This window comes from Roseivirga echinicomitans (assembly GCF_001592935.1).
Classification (GTDB): Bacteria; Bacteroidota; Bacteroidia; order Cytophagales; family Cyclobacteriaceae; genus Roseivirga; species Roseivirga echinicomitans.
In genome coordinates, this window is the sequence record NZ_LRDB01000003.1 from 59,728 (window position 1) to 76,356 (window position 16,629).

The window sequence follows — 16,629 nt, forward strand, 5'->3', positions numbered from 1 at the left end:
CTCTCTTAACCTTAGTTTTTGAAATAAAGTTTAGTTTCTGTTCATACAGTTTAAATCGCTGAACGCTTCTTCTAATCTTTTCACAATACTTTCTTCTCCTTTTCTTAACCAAACACGTGGGTCATAGAACTTCTTGTTTGGAGAATCATCGCCAGTTGGATTACCAATTTGGCCTTGAAGATAATCCTTTTTGTCGTTGTAATAGTTATGAACGCCATCCCAGAATGCCCACTGAATATCGGTATCAATGTTCATTTTGATTGAACCGTAAGAAGTAGCTTCCTTGATTTGAGCAGGCTCTGAACCTGATCCTCCGTGGAATACGAAAAACACTGGCTTGTCTTCAGTATTGAATTTGGCTTTGATATAATCCTGAGAATTTTTCAAGATCTCTGGTTTCAAAGAAACATTCCCTGGCTTATAAACACCGTGTACGTTTCCGAAAGAAGCCGCAATTGTGAAGATATCCCCTACTTGTCTTAAAGCATCCCATGCTTGGGCAACTTCTTCTGGCTGAGTATATAATCTTGAAGCGTCTACATCTGTATTATCTACACCGTCTTCTTCTCCACCCGTAATTCCCAACTCGATTTCGATACCCATTTCAAGGGCATGCATTTTCTTGTAATAATCAACACTGATAGAAATGTTATCCTCAAGTGTTTCCTCGGAAAGGTCGAGCATGTGCGTGCTGTACAACGGCTGACCATGTTGCTTGTAATACTTTTCTCCGGCTACTAAAAGTCCGTCAATCCAAGGCAACAATTTTTTAGCCGCATGGTCCGTGTGAAGAATTACCGGAACTCCATAATGCTCTGCCATTTGATGCACATGCATAGCGCCAGAAATAGCGCCTTGAATAGATGCGTTGTAGTCGTCATTTGCAAGTGATTTGCCAGCATAAAATGCTGCACCGCTCACTGAAAACTGGATCATTACTGGTGAATTCACTTTGGCCGCAATCTCTAAAACTGCATTGATTGTGTTTGTACCAGTAACGTTTACTGCTGGTAACGCAAACTCATTCGCTTTGGCATAAGCTAAACAATCCTTAAGCTCTTGGCCATAAAGTACACCACTTCTGAATCTTGACATTTCTTTAAATTTATGCTGGTTAATTTTGGGGCAAAGAAACGAAATTTATCTATCTAAAGGAACTCAAAGGGGAAGGAATAAAGGATTTGAGCACTAGCCAGTTATGGATTACATTATTTAATTATGAACGATCATGTAAAAGTGGCTACACTGCTCCGATTTCTTTTTTAACTTCCGCCTCCAAATTTTTATGACTATGAAAAAAACACTCTGCATACTCTTTAGCACCGCGCTGGTCTTTACGGCCTGCTCACCAAAAGCCGATGATCAAGCCACGGTTTTCAAAAAAATCAACGATGAAGTTTTGGCCAACTCTAAAGCCTACGAAACCTTAGGCGAAGCCACTTCTACCATTGGGCATAGACTTACTGGCTCTGAAAATGGCGCACAAGCCGAGCAATATGCTTATGACCTGATGAAAGGCTACGGCATGACGGACGTTCAGTTCCAACCTTTCGAAGTAGAATCATGGTCGAGAGGAGATATTGATGTACAGATTGGCGCGAAAGGCAAGTTAGAAACTGTGCCTGCGGTTACTTTAGCGCACTCTCCTGTTTCGGCAGATGTTACTGCTGAAATCGTTGACATGGGCAATGGCGTTGATGCTGATTACGAAGCCAGACCTGATGCTGTAATGGGAAAAATCGCCTTGGTATATATTGGCACTTTGCCTGATAGCCCAAAAGGAACACCTGGTTTACACCGCTCTGAAAAAACTGCTTTGGCCACTAAATATGGCGCCATAGGCATCATCATCATTAACCAAGTAGACGGAGGCGTTTTACTTACAGGAACTGCTTCGGTAACGGGTAGCCTTATTCCAATCCCTGCGGTTTGTATTGGGAAAGAAGACGGTATGGCCTTGAAAGAAACTTTGGCTGCAAAAAGCCAATTTGCTGCGATTAAAATGACCAACCAATCGGGTTTAATCAAATCCAGAAACGTAATTGCTACGATTAAAGGCTCTGAATTCCCTGATGAGAAAGTAATCGTAGGAGGCCACTTAGATTCTTGGGATTTATCTACTGGCGCGATTGACAATGGCATTGGTTCATTCGCAGTATTGGACATGGCCAGAACTTTCCAAGCCTTGAATTTAAAGCCAAAAAGAACAGTTCAGTTTGTCATGTTTATGGGCGAAGAAGAAGGTTTATTAGGCTCTAGATATATGGTAGACGAAGCCATTAAAAACGGAACCATCGATCAAATTAAATACGTAATGAACCAAGACATGTCGGGTAACCCTGCTGGTTTTGGCACAGGCGGAAGACCAGAAGCCGAAGCTTTCTTCAAAGCAATAGGTAAAGAAATCATGGCAATTGATTCTTCCACGTACACGAATGATGTAAGCACTGGCGCTGGTCTGCATAGCGATCATCAGTCTTTTATGTTGCAAGGAATTCCTTACACTGCACCAAGCTCAAGGTTAGACCGCGCCATTTATGGTTGTTATCATGCTGATTGTGATTCCTTCGACTTGGTAAACAAAGAGCATATGGTGAACAATGTGCGTTTTAGTTCAATGATGCTTTACGCTTTGGCCAATGCCGAAACGCTTCCTGCCAAAAAACTAAACGATGCCGAAACCAAAGCTTTCTTAGAAGGTCATGACCTTAAGCTAAAGCTACAAATTGGTGGCGACTGGCGTTGGGATAACTAAAATTGGACTATCAAATTATCTTGGTATTACTGGCAGTCGGCCTAATAGCCGGCTGCTTGAATACCCTAGCAGGCGGAGGTTCTTTGCTTGCCTTGCCAGTGATGATATTTTTAGGTTTACCTCCCAATGTGGCCAATGCCACTAATAGAGTAGCCATAGTTTTACAGAATATATTTGCCGTACTCGGCTTTAAGAGCAAAGGTATTTCGGCTTACCCATTCAATATTTGGCTGGGTATTTCTGCTTTTTTCGGGGCCATTCTTGGTGCTTTCCTAGCTGTTGACATCAACGAGGACGTATTCAATAAAATCCTCGCATTTGTCATTGTAGGGGTTGTCATTTACATGGCACTCAACCCTCTCAAGAATCTCAAAAAGGAAGAGAACACAAGTAAAAAAGCAACCCTCACTTCCATTATCATCTTTTTCTTTATAGGAATTTACGGAGGCTTTATTCAAGCTGGAGTAGGCTATCTTATGATTATGGCACTCACCCTAGTGAATGGTTTTAGCTTAGTAAAAACGAACAGCATAAAAGTCTTTGTAGCACTAACCTATACATCGGTTGCCTTGGCCATCTTCATTTATTATGGCATCATCAACTGGGAGTTTGGAATTCCGCTGGCCATCGGGCAAGCATGTGGCGGCTGGCTAGCGAGTCGTTGGAGTGTGAAATTGGGCGACAATTGGATTCGCTATTTCGTGATGATTACTGCTTCAGTCTTTGCAATTAAGCTATTCTTCTTTTAGTTTTTTCTTCAATTGAAAACCTCGGGGTTCCTTCTTATTAGACTGAAATTTATTCATGATCTTGATTTGGTTCAACAGCCAAAGAATACGCTCTTCTGGAGTGCGTTTCAAGGATTGCTCCAACATATAGCGTTCTGATTCCTCATGAGACTTAAAAATACGGATTGACTTACCCATGTTTAAAGCTATCAAAAATGACTCCCATTTTAAACCGCTAATTTAAAATTTGGCCAATCTGGGTTATAATAGACCTCGAAACACAGTTCCCTTTCAATTCCTTAACTTGCTTTAAATGACAAATATGAAATATACCTTCCTATTCGCCCTAATTTCCATTTTCAGTGCATGTTCCAGCCCTGTGGAAAACATAGAACAAGAAACAAAAGCCATTCTCGAAGCTTCAAAGGCCTTTTCTCAAGCTTATATGGATAAAGATTTAGAGAAGCAAATGACCTATTATACGGACGATATTGTAAACATCCCTGGGAACAGACCGATGTTGATAGGCAAAGAAGCCGTTGCAAATTACTGGCGTCAGTCTGGTAATGCCAAAGTTATAGCGCATAAATCTACCCCTTCAGAGCTCGAGATTATTGGCAATATGGCCAAAGACTATGGCTATTATGAAGGTAGATCGGTTAGAGACGGAGACACCACCTCATTCCGAGGACATTACTTGATCACTTGGAAAAAAGGAGATGATGGTCAATGGAGAATGTCTGCTGATATGTGGGCAGGGCTAAATGATTAGCGCTCCGGTAAAAGCAGAATGAGGCCTTTCGGTCAATTGAAAGGCCTCATTCTAACAATACTAATCAAAATCATTCGTCCCTCAATCGTTCCGAAGGGTTTGAAACAGCAGCCTTGAAGGTTTGAAAACTGATGGTAACAAAAGCAATTGCGCCCGCTATAAAGGCCGCCAGTAAAAATGGTGAAGCACCAAGCGTGGTTCGGTAAGCGTAACCTTCCAACCAGTCGTTCATGAAATACCAAGCCACTGGGAATGCCAAAAGCATGGCCACAATAATAAGAATGACAAACTCTTTAGAAAGAATTCCCACAATTTGCTGTACCGAAGCTCCCAGCACCTTTCTAATGGAAATCTCCTTGCTACGTTGCGACACCGTAAACGAAGCTAAGCCAAACAAGCCTAAGCAGGCTAGGAAAATGGCCAAGCCCGAGAACAAAGTAAACAATTGACTACGTTGAGTTTCTGTAGTATAAAGACTCTCAAAGCGATCATCCAAAAAGTTATAATTCAGTGGCGCGTTGGGCGAAAACTTTGCGTAAAGCTCTTCCACTTGCTGAACAGCACTTTTAATGTTTGTTCCCTCAATTTTTATAGAAAGGTTACGCATTTGGTTAGGGCGATTCAGCAGAATAATTGGTGAAATTTCACTTTGCAACGACTCGAAATGGAAGTCCTTTACCACACCTATTACTTTACCACGCACACCAGCGTAAATCATGTTTTGTCCAATGGCTTCTTCAGCACTTTTCCAGCCGATTACCTCAACAGATTTCTCGTTTAAAACAAACGAAGCTGAATCTGTCGCAAAATTCTTAGAGTAATTACGTCCGCTGGCCATTTCCATTTGGTAGGTTGGAATGAAATCAGGGTCAACAGACAAACTTTTAATTACGATAGAAGTCGGTAACATTTCACCATTCACTTCGGCTTGCGTCCCTTGCGAATCAAGTAATTGCCCTGAAGGAACTCGACTTGAACCGCCTGCCATTTTCACTCCTTGAATAGTCAGAAGTTCATTTTTAAAGGCTTCATATTGGTCGGCTACCTGCTGACTTACCCCCATAATCATCATCTGTTCACGGTCATAACCTAGTTTCTTATTCTGAATAAAATCCAGCTGTTTAAACACCACAATAGTCGATACAATCAGAATCACGGAAATGGTAAACTGAACCACCACCAAGAACCTTCGCAAGGCTCCACTTTTTGCTCCACTCGTGAGTTTTCCCTTTAACACTTTTAAAGGTTGAAAAGAAGACAGATAGAAAGCTGGGTAACTACCCGAAAGTACGCCCACCACAAGAGCACTGGTTAAAATAATGGCTACAAGAGGAAGGTTCGTGAGCAGGTCAAACTCAAGCTGTAAGCCGGTAAAGGATCTGAAATAAGGTAATATTAAAGAGGTAGCACCAATGGCCAAAAACAAAGCAAAAAATACTAATACAATGGACTCGACTAAAAACTGATTAATCAACTTGCCCTTTCCAGCACCGAATACTTTGCGCATCCCTACTTCTTTGGCGCGAGTGGCCGAACGTGCCGTAGCCAAGTTCATGTAATTGATGCAAGCAATGGCTAAAATCAAGAAAGCAATGGAAGCAAAAATATAGACATAGGTAATGTCGCTGTTTTGCCCTTGTTCGTCATCCAGACTTGAATGCAAATGAACATCAGTTAGTTTTTGAATGTGTAATGCTGTCCAGGTGGTGGCCTCTTCATCCACATGCGTATTGAGAAAATCACCCATCCTTCGTTCGATTTCTTCAATTCTACCTTCAGGTTTTAAGGTGAAGAAAGTAGCGAAATTATTACTCCCCCAGTTGCGCATCATGGCTTCTCTACCGCCATAAAAAGCATATAGAGGAGTTATTTCTGCTAAAAAATCGATCTGATAGGAAGAGTTCTTCGGTAATTTTTTAAATACCCCTTTCACAATTAAATCTGCTTGAGAAAGAAAATTGATCGACTTACCTATTGGGTCTTCATCCCCAAAATATTTGAAAGCCATTTCATCTGAAATCACTACTGAACCTGGTTGTGTCAATGCCTCCACCAAATTCCCTTCAATCACATCGAAGGTGAGGATTTCAGCTATTTCAGGGTCAGCGAAGTAGAAATTACCCTCCTCATAGAGTCTGTTATTGTACTTAACTGGCCCACCAACAGGCATCATTCGACCAATTTTTTCTATTTCACCAGAAAAATCTTCTCTGGCCAAAGGACCGAAAGGAGGCGCCACTCGCGACAAATGAAGAGAAGTGGAACCATCGGGACTTATGAACTCACGCGTAAAACGGTAAATATTATCTGAGTTTGCATGAAACTTATCGTAACTGGTTTCTTCCGAAATGTAAAGCCCAATCAGCATACAGCAGGCGAGCCCGACAGATAAACCTAGAATATTAATGATGGAAAAAGCTTTGTGTCGCTTTAAACTGCGCAAGGCAATTTTGAGATAACTTTTGAACATGGTGTTGTTGTTTGAGGTTTGAAATGGTTTTCTAATCCATCAAACTGCCATTTTTTGACCTAAGGCAGCTTAACTAGTTAAAGATAAGGATTTTGGAAGAAGGTTGCGTGGAAGTGAGTTCGAAATCAGAAAATGCAACATGAAGGTTCTCCGAGGTCAAGTCTGGGAATAGGCACTTCTATTTTTGCCAAAAGTGACGGTTTACCAAGTATAGAAGCATCTTCATTTTTATTACTCTGTGAGCTAAGAAACAGTAGAAACAAGCTTGATGAGAACTCACTAATAACAAAGTCAATGTTCATTATATACAGGCACGCATGAGAAGATATATTTAAATATTCTTAATAATGGATGGCAGCTATAACATAATTATTTAACCTATTATTTATATAAAAAACTGTATTTTATATATTTATAACTAAATTTCAACTGGGACAAATTCTAATAGCTATGAAACCGATTTTTAGAAAGTTTATGCCTGCCTCATTAGCCTTAATTTTCATGGTGCCCTATCATAACTCCAAAATAACCGACCCATTTTCTCAACAATCCATCAAGCGCAGACCTCATTTTGTATGATAAAGTTTTTGAAGTCGTTAACACTTGTTTGTGTATTGACAATAGCCATTTTCAGTTGTTCAAACGAATCAAACGAAAATGGCTACTATTCTTCTGGCATCTTTCCTACCAAAACCTCTCGTATAGCCATCGAAATTGATGACCAGACCAGAGACTTTAGTTTTAACGTAAGACATCTAGAGATAGGCCAGGGCATAGAGGCAATATTTCACCTCAATGACATTAATAATTCAATTGGAATCTATGATGTAGAAAAGGGTAAGAAGATTAGAACCCTCTATTATGAAATCAACGGGCCAAATGGGGTGGGCGAAATAAATGGCTTTGACGTAGTAAGCAAAGACACCTTACTTCTTTTGGCCAGGGATGAATACCGTGTTTCAATTGCCATAGCCACAGATAACTCCGACACACTAAAGTTGATACGCAGCTACAGATTGAGAGCACCAAATGACCCTCTTATAACCACCCCCTATAGCTCTGTGCAAGCACCCATTGTTATTCGAAATGATTCAATAATCATGGCAGGCGTTCCGTATATCAAGCCAGAGAGGGACAACATGTATGATGCTGGAAATAATGTTATAAAAATTAGCTTGAAGGATTCCTCTTATGTATATGAAAACATGTATAGCCTAGGATATAAAGAAAAGTGGACGCAATATTATTCCAGAATATCATACACTTACAACAAAGAGCAAGGCCTACTTGCATTCAGTAACCCAATCTCCGACTCGATCTACACTTTTGACCACAAAGGTGTTCGAAAAGACTACATGGTTAAGTCTGCACTTTCTGAAAAAATGACACCTTATCGTGGAAGTTTTCAAGATAATCGAAGAATGCGAGACCATTATAATAACCAGCCCAATTATGGCTACATCATGTATGACAAGTATAGAGAATACTATTACAGATTTACAGAAAATGTAGCCACAAAGGAGTTGATAAAATACGGGTCAACCGGAATAATAAGAAACATTGGAGTTATTATTATGAACAAGGATTTTGAAATTATAGGCGAAACTGAATCGCTTACCCTAGGTTCTTTTCCAACCATTTTCATTGGAAAGCGTGGTCTTTATTTTATGCTAGTCTCCAATGAAGAATCAAAAATGTTATACGACCTCTATGAGTTTTAGAAGTAAGCTCACCTTTTTATTTCTGACTGTTACACTTTTAGGTTGTAATCCATTAACCAAACAGGCGAATGTAACTAGCCTATTTTCACCTGAGAGTACTCCAAAAAATGGGTTAGTAATTACAATTCCAATTAGTGGATGCTCAGGCTGCGTTGAGGCAATGTTGTCTTTTTCCAAAAAAAACAAAAACAATGCTAACCTTTTTGTAATACTACTTGGAGATGACATTAAACAAAGCAATTATATCTTAAGCCGAGAATTCCAGAGTCATTCAAACTTCATATCTAGGCCTTTGGATAGTGTGGGCCAATTAACTTTGGATTCTCAATTTCCAATGTATTATGTGGTACGATCAGGGAAAATTGTTGAAGAATCTCAAATCAATGCCAGCAACCTATTAACTGAGAAACTCAAGCTTCAGGAAATGCTTGAAAATTCACTTTTACCCAATGAGCCATAGAGCCACGGGAATACCCAAAACAAAAAAAGCCTCACATTTCTGTGAAGCTTTTTAATCTGGTGGAGAATACCGCCCCGAAGCCTCGGGGCGAACCGGTGACCTTCCCGAAGCAGGTTCGGGACGCTCTAGCTAGCTGAGCTAATTAGGTACTCAATATATTTTCTGCTTTTCTTTTTCTTTATTTCCGCTTCTCTAACCCTAGCCATTGATCTTGATTCTATTGTTTCTGAGTATTTCAACACCCAAGGCTTTCCTGTCTTGGTGTATGTTGACCGACCAGAATTATGGTCATCCAATCTACGTTCTAGATGATCGCAGCTCCCGATATAATATTTATCACGACTTTGAAAATAGATGATATAGACATAATACATATCCTAAAATCAAAAAAGCCCTGCATTTCTGCAAGGCTTTCAGTTTTGTGGAGAATACCGGAGTCGAACCGGTGACCTCTACACTGCCAGTGTAGCGCTCTAGCCAGCTGAGCTAATCCCCCAAAAGGTCGGCAAATATACGAGGCCAAGGATATAAATCAAAGCACTCTTCTGGCTCGTTTGAATCTTTCTATATAATAAGGTGAAAACAGATTGCTCTCCGTTACCCCAAGCGAGGTAGAAGCATGGATAAAACGGATGTCGGACTTGCTTCTTACCACTGTTACAATGCCCGCATGGGTAATTTCATTTCTTCTTTTCCCAGTCGCAAAAAAGACCATGTCGCCTGGTTTTAACTCTTTCAATTTTACCTTCATGCCAATTCTAGCCTGATCTTCCGATACTCTTGGCAAGTTAATTCTAACACTATAATAGGCATGGTATAAAAGTGCTGAGCAATCTAAGCCCACTCTTGTTGTTCCTCCATATTTATAGGGAGTGCCTACATATGACCGTGCGGTTTGGATTACTGTGTTGACTTTTTGATCTCTTGCTTTTTTAGTTCCTGCACAATCGGTTAGAAAAAGTAGGGAGAAGACCAGAAGAGTTGTTAAGATTAAGGTTTTACTATACTTCACTTAAAAAAATTTCCGTTTGAGTAAAACTAACATAAATTCATTTTAAAAGCAGGGCTTCATTTCCGAAGAAATTAGTTTATCATGAATTAACATACATATCTTCGTCTATGAGATTTTCGAAATATTTCCTTCTAATTACCCTATTCTTAAGTGTTGGCACTTCATTAAACGCACAACGAAAATGGAATGATAAATACTATGAAGAACTAAACGACAATAACTTCAGGTCATTCAAGCTCTTCAAAGAGCGAATTGATTTAGATGATGTCGATTATAAGGTTTTAAATGCCGCCATATTTTTCATTACTAACGAAGCTAGAATAGAAAAAGGAATAGCTCCTGTAAGCTATCAATCCAACCTAGAAATTATGGCATGGAATCATTCTGTTGAAATGGGTAAAGAAGATTTTTTCGACCACATTAACAAAAAGGACAAAAAAAGAAGCACTCCAGAACAAAGAGCCGTTTTGGCAGGAATAACCAACCCTAGTATTTCAGAAAACATAGCTGCTGTAGGAGGAATCTACTTTGGTTCCTACCTAGAGTTAGCTGATCATATGGTGGACAAATGGATCCAATCTCCTCCACACGCCAAAACACTTTATAGTGAAGATGTAATCCAATTGGGTTGTGGTGCTTATTATTACAAAGGTGTTTGGCAAGGCAACAAAGCCATTTGGAAACAAGGCGATGGTTTCTGGCTGACCACTCAAAACTTCCAGTCCTTTGCCGAAATTGTAAGCGAAAAATCAAAAGATAGTGCTCCGTCTAAATAACTAATGGAAGATCAGTTCATAATTTCTGCAACTTATAGCGTTGTATTGGCGTCTTCCTTTTTTAACCTTGCCTCTGCTAAGAAACAAAGGCCTGAAAGTTGTTAGGAAGAAAGAAAAAGAATTAGACATGAGAAAATATATAATAGTGTTTGCCATTGGAATGCTCTCTTCAGGGCTAATAGCGCAGTCGTTAAGCAAAACGGATACAGAAGACATCAATACCCGATTCAGTAAGTTTTTAGAGCACACTTCTAAGCAAGAGTTCGATAAGCTTTTGAATTTCTTGCATCCTAAACAGTTTGAGGGCAACTCATCTGTCAGCATGAAAGAAATGGCTCAGATGCTACAGTTGATGAGGATTAAGTTAGAAATGGAGAATGTGGAAGTAGGTAAACTGAATGGACTGAGTCCTCAAGGAAATAACAAATATGCCTTAGCCGATTACTCTATGGACTTGAAGCTTACTTTAAACGAGCAAAACAAAGCCTTTGCTGACCAAATTGTCAGTGGATTAAAGGGTGAGTTTGGCGCTGACAAAGTAACTTACGATGCTTCTAAATACGTTATTACTGCAAAGGGTGCAAAAAACGTAATCTGGGTAAAGGAAAAAGCATTGGGCAACGATTGGTACCTAGTAGATTTTGATCCTCAAAGACCACAGGCTTGGAAAAGTATTATCCCTGAAAAAGTATTGACAGAAGCCGCGACTAAGACAAAATAGATTTTAAAGACTTTGTTAAATGTAGAAGGGCGACTCGATTGAGTCGCCCTTCTGTTTTATATTATTTCCCTCCGTTAGCCTTTAGGTCTGCCAAACACTGGGCATCTAAAGTTGGTGGGGCACTCATTCCCAATAAATCATCTAAACCAGCAGTAGACTCCACCGCGAAATACATTAAACAATTGTCTACATCGCAATGATGCCCATTAGCAACATCCTGATGGTTGCTTTGTAATGGAGAACCAGTATTGACCAAGCCCAAAATATGGCCGAACTCATGCGCCATTACACTTGAGGTTAAGAGCGATGTGGAAGACTGGCCGAAGCCGCCCGATAGTTCTTCGATTCTACTTTGGAAAAGCACCATGGAAGTATTTTTATAGGCCACCCCCAATACGTTTTCGTTGGGCGCATAGCTGCCATCGGCAAAGAACAAATAAGCACCAATTGTCGACTCATTATTGAATTTCATTCGATTGGCCGTTTCAATGTCCACCAATTCCTGAAGGCTATATTGAGATTTACCTGGTGTAGAAATTTGGCGTGTGGTCACTGAAATCCCTCCTGGCTTATTCAATCGCGCTGCCAAAAAATTTCTAATGTAATCCACACTGGCAGATGGTGGCTCAAAGCCTGCGGCATAAAGTAACTCCACTTCTAATCGGCTATAATTTGATGACGCTAAAAGGTCGTTGGCCGATTCACCCACAGGTCGGTTGTTCAAGTTTCCGCCCCCACTGCCATTTGGATCCGAATCGCCTCCGCAAGACGCTAAAAGCAAACAGAGGGCAACCCAATATATTCCAGACTTTATCTTCTTCATAGTTTCTAAACTAGTAATTACTTACGATGTTCAAACACTACTTGGTTTAACCGACCTGCTCACTAATTCACGAAAAGCGACTTCGCCTTTTTCTTAATGACAAGCATTCCTATTAAACCTGTCAGCATAGTAGCAAGCATAACTACCCACCAAAAATATTGCATGTCGAAAAAGCGAACCCCCACCTCGGACCAAAAAGCACAATAAAGGCCCACCACCGACCAACTCATAAAATAGAAATGCTTTTTGTACCAATCTTTACTTCTTCTTATGGCTGGAATAACACCTAAAAGAACCGTAATCAAACTGATAAGGGCAAAGGCATGAAATAGCGAAAAGCTCCCGAAATTATAAATACCAAAACCACTGAGGTTCATGAACACCATTGAGCCCACATAGGCGTAACCTATTTTTCTATGCAAACCTGTTCCTTTGGTGTTGAACACCACCATTGCTCCAAAAACCATGGCCAATACTGCACAACAGGTGTGAAGGAGGCCTAAGTAAGAACTAAAAACCTTCAAGCTTTCTAAGAATTCCATATCTATTTGAGTTTGGTTAGGTTCATTTCCAAAACCGTAAAGGCCTGACCATTCGCCATTATAAACTCTCCTTTCTCATGCCAAGTATCTCCTTTCAGCGTAGTAGTGTATTGAATACTTCCTCCAGGCACATCAAAACCCCAAATAAATTGACCTTTGTCGTTAAGTTGAGCGGTTGCTAAAACCATATTACCATCGGCCAAGAATGATTTCAATTCATACCGCTTATTTTCATTATTGTAATACAGTACTCCCAAAGACTGGAATCCTACCTTACCGTTCGATTTGTTGGTACCAACACCCTCAGCGAGTATGGCCATTCCGCCAATTTTATTTTGTATGTTTTCTACCACAGTAAACTCAGCCTTTTGACGTGATTCATCCATAGACCACCCCTCTCCTTCCCACTGGCCAACCCAGTTTGAAAGTTTAGCCATGGACTCTTTATTCAGAGTACCTATTTCTTGGGCATTGGCCACATGATTTACAAGTGCTCCATAAAGCACTACGATAAAGGTAAAAATTGCTTTTACTGTCTTCATTTTGATTGATTCCGTTTCCATGATTTTAAATTTAAATTATTACAAACTAGTTTATTTTATAAACCATAATTGCAAAAAAATTATGGCTTCAAATACTGTTGAATTTCCTTCACGTAAGTGTCAAAAGCATCAACTCCTTTCTGTGTCACCTTACAGGTTGTCTTGGGCTTTTTACCTTCAAACTGCTTGGTAATTTCTATGTAACCTGCGGTTGAAAGCTTGTCCAGCTGCACGCTCAAATTACCCGCAGTCGATTCCGTTTGTTCCTTTATGTACACAAAATCCGCTGCTTCCACACTGATCAGTAATGACATTACTGCCAACCTAAGCTGAGAATGTAAAAGTGGATCGAGTTGGTTAAACCCCATTGTTTCTGAAATTTGCTTTCATAATATACCCTGGCACCAAATAGCCCACTGCAATACCAAAAGCCAGTAAGAGCATTTGATAGTTTTCTGGTTGTCTAAAAGCAACAAATGCCAAAGCCCAGAAGACAAAACCTCCAAATTGCAATGGCCTAAAGCCCATCATGGCTCCGGATACCGCAGTCCCAACGCCAGCCAAAAGTAATATGAAAGGAACAGTATTCCAGTTAATCAGCTGACCATTAAAAACAATGGTGAACATGGCCATTCCCAAACTGAACCAAAGCCAACCATACATTTTATCTGTGTAGTTTTTTACCTGACTTGTCTTACCGCGCCTAGCCCCCACCACACCAGAAATAACACCTCCTACAATGGTCATTGACCAACCGATAAATGGGTATTCAAAATCAGTAAAAGTGGACAAGTAATAGTGCCCAACACTGGCAACAAGGACTATCCAGCCCCACAATAGAAAAAAGAAACTGTTGTCTGAGTAGCGTTTTCTGGACCGTCCAATCATCGACTGAATCAGCGCCATGCTTTCCTGAGGAGTTAATTCTTTTTCTTCCATCTCAAATAATTTTCTCAAATGTAAAGTAGTTTATTTTATAAACCAAATAGCGTAAAGAATTCCTCCCAAGCACCTTCAAGCTCATTACTTATACTCCGAAATTCAACCACCTGACAAGTGAACTACTTAATATGAATCTTAATGATTACTGCGGACGCATTGCTCAATTTTTCGGAAAGTGTTTCTATTTTAGATCTATGAACTTCTAAATCCGGTCTTGAAGCTACTCTCTCTTTCACTACTCCCAGTTCATAGTTAGCTTGCTCTATATCTTTTGCCGAAAATAAATTCTCTCCATCTAAAAGAAAGTAATCAATAGGGAGCTGTAGCACCGTTTTATCTTGAACCATGGAAGAATATATATGATACACAGAATCCTTTTTATTGGCCATGTAAATATATCTCTTCGTCTTATACGTAAAGCTAAAGGTTTCAACAGCATCACTGTTTAAGTAACTCCCAAGAAAATATGCCTTATCTGATCGCATGACATCGGTGCTTGTAATCCCCGGTTCATCGATTAAGCCCTTAATTTCCAGTCTAATATCTTGAAAATCAATAAAGCGATGACTTAAGAGTATACCGTTGTCTACTTTGTATATAGTGTCATTAAACGCCTCAATAAAATAGTCGTTTCCCATATTAGTATAAAACGGATTTTTCTGTGAAAATGTAAAACCCTGTAGATTTGGTTTAATAGGAGAGCCTTGATAGGTTATATCATCATTTGTATAGTCGTAAATGCTAACATTAAAAGGTGAGTCATCAAAAGGGCTATTCAACTGATAATTGAGGATATGCTCATCATGGGTAAGGTAAGTTCGAAAGCCCATGTGATTTTTTCTGTACGTTTTAATGGGCTGAAAATCATCTAAGTCATAATATTCAACCTTAAGCAGATCATTAATAACAATGCTATTTTTATAAAATGAAAAATTGAATATCTCATTGTACTCGTTAGGGCCCGCCCCTAATGAAAATAGGGTTTTTTTAAACTCCCAATCCTTGCTGAACTGATGTATTTTCTGAGTTATTAAATCTAGAACATAATAATTATTTCGGTACAATTGAATATCCGACACGGTACCCATCAGTTCGTTTTCAGGCAGGTATAAGGGTATAAAACTCACAGAGTCGAACACTTCCGATTCAGTGATCTTATCTAAAAAATACTCCTTTTCTATTTTTACAACATTGGACGTTATGTTTTCAATTTTCCCGATCTTTTTACCTGTGCAACTTGTTGATAGAGCTATTAAAATAATGAGTAGGCACCGTTGGAATATTGGCATGTTATTAAATCCGAGTAATTAAAGTTTATTGTTCATAGAGTAATACATATAAAGTTGATAAATACGTCCTAACAATCATATACCATATATAATGTATTCTATTTAAAAACAAAAGTCAATACAAAAATTGACTCTACAAGATTAAAATTGAATTGCTATTTTTGACTTTCTATAACAGAGTATGACTAAAATTTTAATAGCAGATAGCGGCTTTACCAAAACTGATTGGCGACTGATTGGTGCAGACGGGAAAATTGAACAAGCCCGAACCATGGGCATTAACCCCTATTACCAAACCGAAGACGAAATTCTATTGGTAATTCAAGACCTGCACAGCCAATTGCCAGACAGAGTAGACGAAATCTATTTTTATGGAACGGGCTGTTCTTCGGGTACTAACCGTGACAAAATAGCTAGGCTCCTGAACCGCTATTATCAAGATGCTAAAATTGACGTGAACCATGATTTGTTGGCCGCAGCCCGCTCCTTGTGTGGCGAAGAAAAAGGTATTGCTTGTATTATAGGTACTGGTACAAACTCATGCCTTTACGATGGCAGCAAAATTATCAGCAACGTGCCTTCCTTGGGCTGGGCCATTGCCGATGAAGGTGGAGGGACTTACCTAGGAAAAACCTTGGTCACCGATTATTACAGAAAAGACATGCCCGAACATTTGAGGGTTATTTTCAAAGAGCGCTTCGGATTAAATAAAGACGGGTTTCTAACCGCTATTTATCAGGAGCCCATGCCAGGTCGTTTTTTGGCTAGCTTCGCGAAGTTTATCAACGAGCATGTCAGCGATCCGTACATGTATAAATTAGTGTATGATGCCTTTACCACATTCATCACCAAAAACGTGGTGAAATATGAAGGCTACAAAGAAGTACCTGTTCATTTTACGGGTTCGGTGGCTTACTACTTCAACAATATTTTACGCAAAGTGGCAGTAGACCAAGGTATTTACATCAAGCACATTACTGAGCACCCTATTGCCGGGCTCACGCTTTTTCACCAATAAATAGAATTGGCCAATCGTAAATTGGTTTCTTTGCATAACCTGGAATTACAATAACAAA

Annotated in this window: 19 protein-coding genes and 1 tRNA gene; 8 read left to right on the forward strand and 12 right to left on the reverse strand. The window is 39.7% G+C overall.

What is annotated here, in order from left to right:
- Window positions 1-30: 30 nt before the first annotated feature.
- Window positions 31-1,095, reverse strand: a complete 1,065-nt coding sequence (gene fbaA / locus AWN68_RS05160) for a class II fructose-bisphosphate aldolase (RefSeq protein WP_068412345.1) — start codon at window positions 1,093-1,095, stop codon at window positions 31-33.
- Between the two features lie 196 nt (window positions 1,096-1,291).
- Here fbaA and AWN68_RS05165 point away from each other — a divergent pair, with 196 nt between their 5' ends.
- Together AWN68_RS05165 and AWN68_RS05170 are read left to right on the forward strand one after the other, a co-directional pair.
- Window positions 1,292-2,755, forward strand: a complete 1,464-nt coding sequence (locus AWN68_RS05165; protein ID WP_068412826.1) for a M20/M25/M40 family metallo-hydrolase — start codon at window positions 1,292-1,294, stop codon at window positions 2,753-2,755.
- A 2-nt stretch (window positions 2,756-2,757) separates the two neighbouring features.
- Window positions 2,758-3,504, forward strand: coding sequence for a sulfite exporter TauE/SafE family protein (locus AWN68_RS05170; protein WP_068412346.1), 747 nt, complete (start codon window positions 2,758-2,760; stop codon window positions 3,502-3,504).
- On the opposite strand, the gene AWN68_RS05175 is transcribed toward AWN68_RS05170, so the two are convergent.
- Window positions 3,490-3,681 carry a hypothetical protein gene (locus AWN68_RS05175; RefSeq protein WP_068412347.1) on the reverse strand — a complete coding sequence of 64 codons (192 nt, stop codon included), beginning with the start codon at window positions 3,679-3,681 and terminating at the stop codon, window positions 3,490-3,492. The two genes, AWN68_RS05170 and AWN68_RS05175, sit on opposite strands and share 15 nt — an antisense overlap.
- 124 nt (window positions 3,682-3,805) lie before the next feature.
- On the opposite strand from AWN68_RS05175, the gene AWN68_RS05180 reads away from it, so the two are divergent.
- On the forward strand, window positions 3,806-4,255 hold the full coding sequence (locus AWN68_RS05180) for a YybH family protein (RefSeq protein ID WP_068412348.1): 450 nt from the start codon (window positions 3,806-3,808) through the stop codon (window positions 4,253-4,255).
- A gap of 70 nt (window positions 4,256-4,325) precedes the next feature.
- Here AWN68_RS05180 and AWN68_RS05185 read toward each other — a convergent pair whose 3' ends face one another.
- The gene (locus tag AWN68_RS05185) at window positions 4,326-6,725 is read right to left on the reverse strand and encodes an ABC transporter permease (RefSeq protein ID WP_068412350.1); all 2,400 of its coding nucleotides are present in this window, start codon (window positions 6,723-6,725) and stop codon (window positions 4,326-4,328) included.
- 575 nt (window positions 6,726-7,300) lie between these two features.
- On the opposite strand from AWN68_RS05185, the gene AWN68_RS05190 reads away from it, so the two are divergent.
- Entirely contained in the window at window positions 7,301-8,446 is a 1,146-nt protein-coding gene (locus tag AWN68_RS05190; protein ID WP_068412352.1) for a DUF4221 family protein, read from the forward strand.
- Window positions 8,436-8,906, forward strand: coding sequence for a hypothetical protein (locus tag AWN68_RS05195; protein ID WP_157716093.1), 471 nt, complete (start codon window positions 8,436-8,438; stop codon window positions 8,904-8,906). The genes AWN68_RS05190 and AWN68_RS05195 overlap by 11 nt, the downstream gene beginning before the upstream one ends.
- Window positions 8,907-9,031: 125 nt before the next feature.
- Here AWN68_RS05195 and AWN68_RS18820 read toward each other — a convergent pair whose 3' ends face one another.
- The 3 genes from AWN68_RS18820 to AWN68_RS05205 all read right to left on the reverse strand — a co-directional run bounded on the left by AWN68_RS18820 (window position 9,032) and on the right by AWN68_RS05205 (window position 9,918).
- The gene (locus tag AWN68_RS18820) at window positions 9,032-9,280 is read right to left on the reverse strand and encodes a GIY-YIG nuclease family protein (RefSeq protein ID WP_084362771.1); all 249 of its coding nucleotides are present in this window, start codon (window positions 9,278-9,280) and stop codon (window positions 9,032-9,034) included.
- 48 nt (window positions 9,281-9,328) lie between these two features.
- A tRNA-Ala gene (locus AWN68_RS05200) sits at window positions 9,329-9,402 on the reverse strand.
- A gap of 36 nt (window positions 9,403-9,438) precedes the next feature.
- The gene (locus AWN68_RS05205) at window positions 9,439-9,918 is read right to left on the reverse strand and encodes a C40 family peptidase (RefSeq protein ID WP_245657954.1); all 480 of its coding nucleotides are present in this window, start codon (window positions 9,916-9,918) and stop codon (window positions 9,439-9,441) included.
- Between the two features lie 107 nt (window positions 9,919-10,025).
- On the opposite strand from AWN68_RS05205, the gene AWN68_RS05210 reads away from it, so the two are divergent.
- Window positions 10,026-10,694: a CAP domain-containing protein gene (locus AWN68_RS05210; protein ID WP_068412355.1), complete on the forward strand. Its 669-nt coding sequence runs from the start codon at window positions 10,026-10,028 to the stop codon at window positions 10,692-10,694.
- 127 nt (window positions 10,695-10,821) lie between these two features.
- Window positions 10,822-11,415, forward strand: coding sequence for a hypothetical protein (locus AWN68_RS05215; protein WP_157716094.1), 594 nt, complete (start codon window positions 10,822-10,824; stop codon window positions 11,413-11,415).
- 61 nt (window positions 11,416-11,476) lie between these two features.
- Here the strand turns inward: AWN68_RS05215 and AWN68_RS05220 are convergent, their stop codons facing one another.
- The 6 genes from AWN68_RS05220 to AWN68_RS05245 all read right to left on the reverse strand — a co-directional run bounded on the left by AWN68_RS05220 (window position 11,477) and on the right by AWN68_RS05245 (window position 15,553).
- A complete protein-coding gene (locus AWN68_RS05220; protein ID WP_068412360.1) occupies window positions 11,477-12,238 on the reverse strand; it encodes a zinc metalloprotease in 762 nt (253 codons plus the stop codon).
- 62 nt (window positions 12,239-12,300) lie between these two features.
- The gene (locus tag AWN68_RS05225) at window positions 12,301-12,780 is read right to left on the reverse strand and encodes a DUF2306 domain-containing protein (RefSeq protein ID WP_068412365.1); all 480 of its coding nucleotides are present in this window, start codon (window positions 12,778-12,780) and stop codon (window positions 12,301-12,303) included.
- A gap of 2 nt (window positions 12,781-12,782) precedes the next feature.
- The gene (locus AWN68_RS05230; protein ID WP_068412370.1) at window positions 12,783-13,343 is read right to left on the reverse strand and encodes a hypothetical protein; all 561 of its coding nucleotides are present in this window, start codon (window positions 13,341-13,343) and stop codon (window positions 12,783-12,785) included.
- A 59-nt stretch (window positions 13,344-13,402) separates the two neighbouring features.
- Window positions 13,403-13,690, reverse strand: a complete 288-nt coding sequence (locus AWN68_RS05235; protein ID WP_068412372.1) for a winged helix-turn-helix domain-containing protein — start codon at window positions 13,688-13,690, stop codon at window positions 13,403-13,405.
- Entirely contained in the window at window positions 13,680-14,279 is a 600-nt protein-coding gene (locus AWN68_RS05240) for a hypothetical protein (RefSeq protein ID WP_157716095.1), read from the reverse strand. The genes AWN68_RS05235 and AWN68_RS05240 overlap by 11 nt, the downstream gene beginning before the upstream one ends.
- A gap of 104 nt (window positions 14,280-14,383) precedes the next feature.
- Window positions 14,384-15,553: a 6-bladed beta-propeller gene (locus AWN68_RS05245; RefSeq protein WP_068412377.1), complete on the reverse strand. Its 1,170-nt coding sequence runs from the start codon at window positions 15,551-15,553 to the stop codon at window positions 14,384-14,386.
- A gap of 181 nt (window positions 15,554-15,734) precedes the next feature.
- Here AWN68_RS05245 and AWN68_RS05250 point away from each other — a divergent pair, with 181 nt between their 5' ends.
- Window positions 15,735-16,571 (forward strand): N-acetylglucosamine kinase, encoded by an 837-nt coding sequence (locus AWN68_RS05250; protein ID WP_068412380.1) that lies wholly within the window; start codon window positions 15,735-15,737, stop codon window positions 16,569-16,571.
- Window positions 16,572-16,629: the final 58 nt, after the last annotated feature.

Excerpts from the sequence above, each read along its gene's own strand:
- AWN68_RS05225 (WP_068412365.1), bottom strand. The coding sequence starts at position 12,780 with ATGGAATTCTTAGAAAGCTTGAAGGTTTTTAGTTCTTACTTAGGCCTC.
- AWN68_RS05220 (WP_068412360.1), bottom strand. The coding sequence starts at position 12,238 with ATGAAGAAGATAAAGTCTGGAATATATTGGGTTGCCCTCTGTTTGCTT.
- AWN68_RS05210 (WP_068412355.1), top strand. The coding sequence starts at position 10,026 with ATGAGATTTTCGAAATATTTCCTTCTAATTACCCTATTCTTAAGTGTT.
- AWN68_RS05165 (WP_068412826.1), top strand. The coding sequence starts at position 1,292 with ATGAAAAAAACACTCTGCATACTCTTTAGCACCGCGCTGGTCTTTACG.
- AWN68_RS05230 (WP_068412370.1), bottom strand. The coding sequence starts at position 13,343 with ATGGAAACGGAATCAATCAAAATGAAGACAGTAAAAGCAATTTTTACC.
- fbaA (WP_068412345.1), bottom strand. The coding sequence starts at position 1,095 with ATGTCAAGATTCAGAAGTGGTGTACTTTATGGCCAAGAGCTTAAGGAT.
- AWN68_RS05180 (WP_068412348.1), top strand. The coding sequence starts at position 3,806 with ATGAAATATACCTTCCTATTCGCCCTAATTTCCATTTTCAGTGCATGT.
- AWN68_RS05195 (WP_157716093.1), top strand. The coding sequence starts at position 8,436 with ATGAGTTTTAGAAGTAAGCTCACCTTTTTATTTCTGACTGTTACACTT.
- AWN68_RS05190 (WP_068412352.1), top strand. The coding sequence starts at position 7,301 with ATGATAAAGTTTTTGAAGTCGTTAACACTTGTTTGTGTATTGACAATA.
- AWN68_RS05215 (WP_157716094.1), top strand. The coding sequence starts at position 10,822 with ATGAGAAAATATATAATAGTGTTTGCCATTGGAATGCTCTCTTCAGGG.
- AWN68_RS05235 (WP_068412372.1), bottom strand. The coding sequence starts at position 13,690 with ATGGGGTTTAACCAACTCGATCCACTTTTACATTCTCAGCTTAGGTTG.
- AWN68_RS18820 (WP_084362771.1), bottom strand. The coding sequence starts at position 9,280 with ATGTATTATGTCTATATCATCTATTTTCAAAGTCGTGATAAATATTAT.
- AWN68_RS05175 (WP_068412347.1), bottom strand. The coding sequence starts at position 3,681 with ATGGGTAAGTCAATCCGTATTTTTAAGTCTCATGAGGAATCAGAACGC.
- AWN68_RS05185 (WP_068412350.1), bottom strand. The coding sequence starts at position 6,725 with ATGTTCAAAAGTTATCTCAAAATTGCCTTGCGCAGTTTAAAGCGACAC.
- AWN68_RS05245 (WP_068412377.1), bottom strand. The coding sequence starts at position 15,553 with ATGCCAATATTCCAACGGTGCCTACTCATTATTTTAATAGCTCTATCA.
- AWN68_RS05250 (WP_068412380.1), top strand. The coding sequence starts at position 15,735 with ATGACTAAAATTTTAATAGCAGATAGCGGCTTTACCAAAACTGATTGG.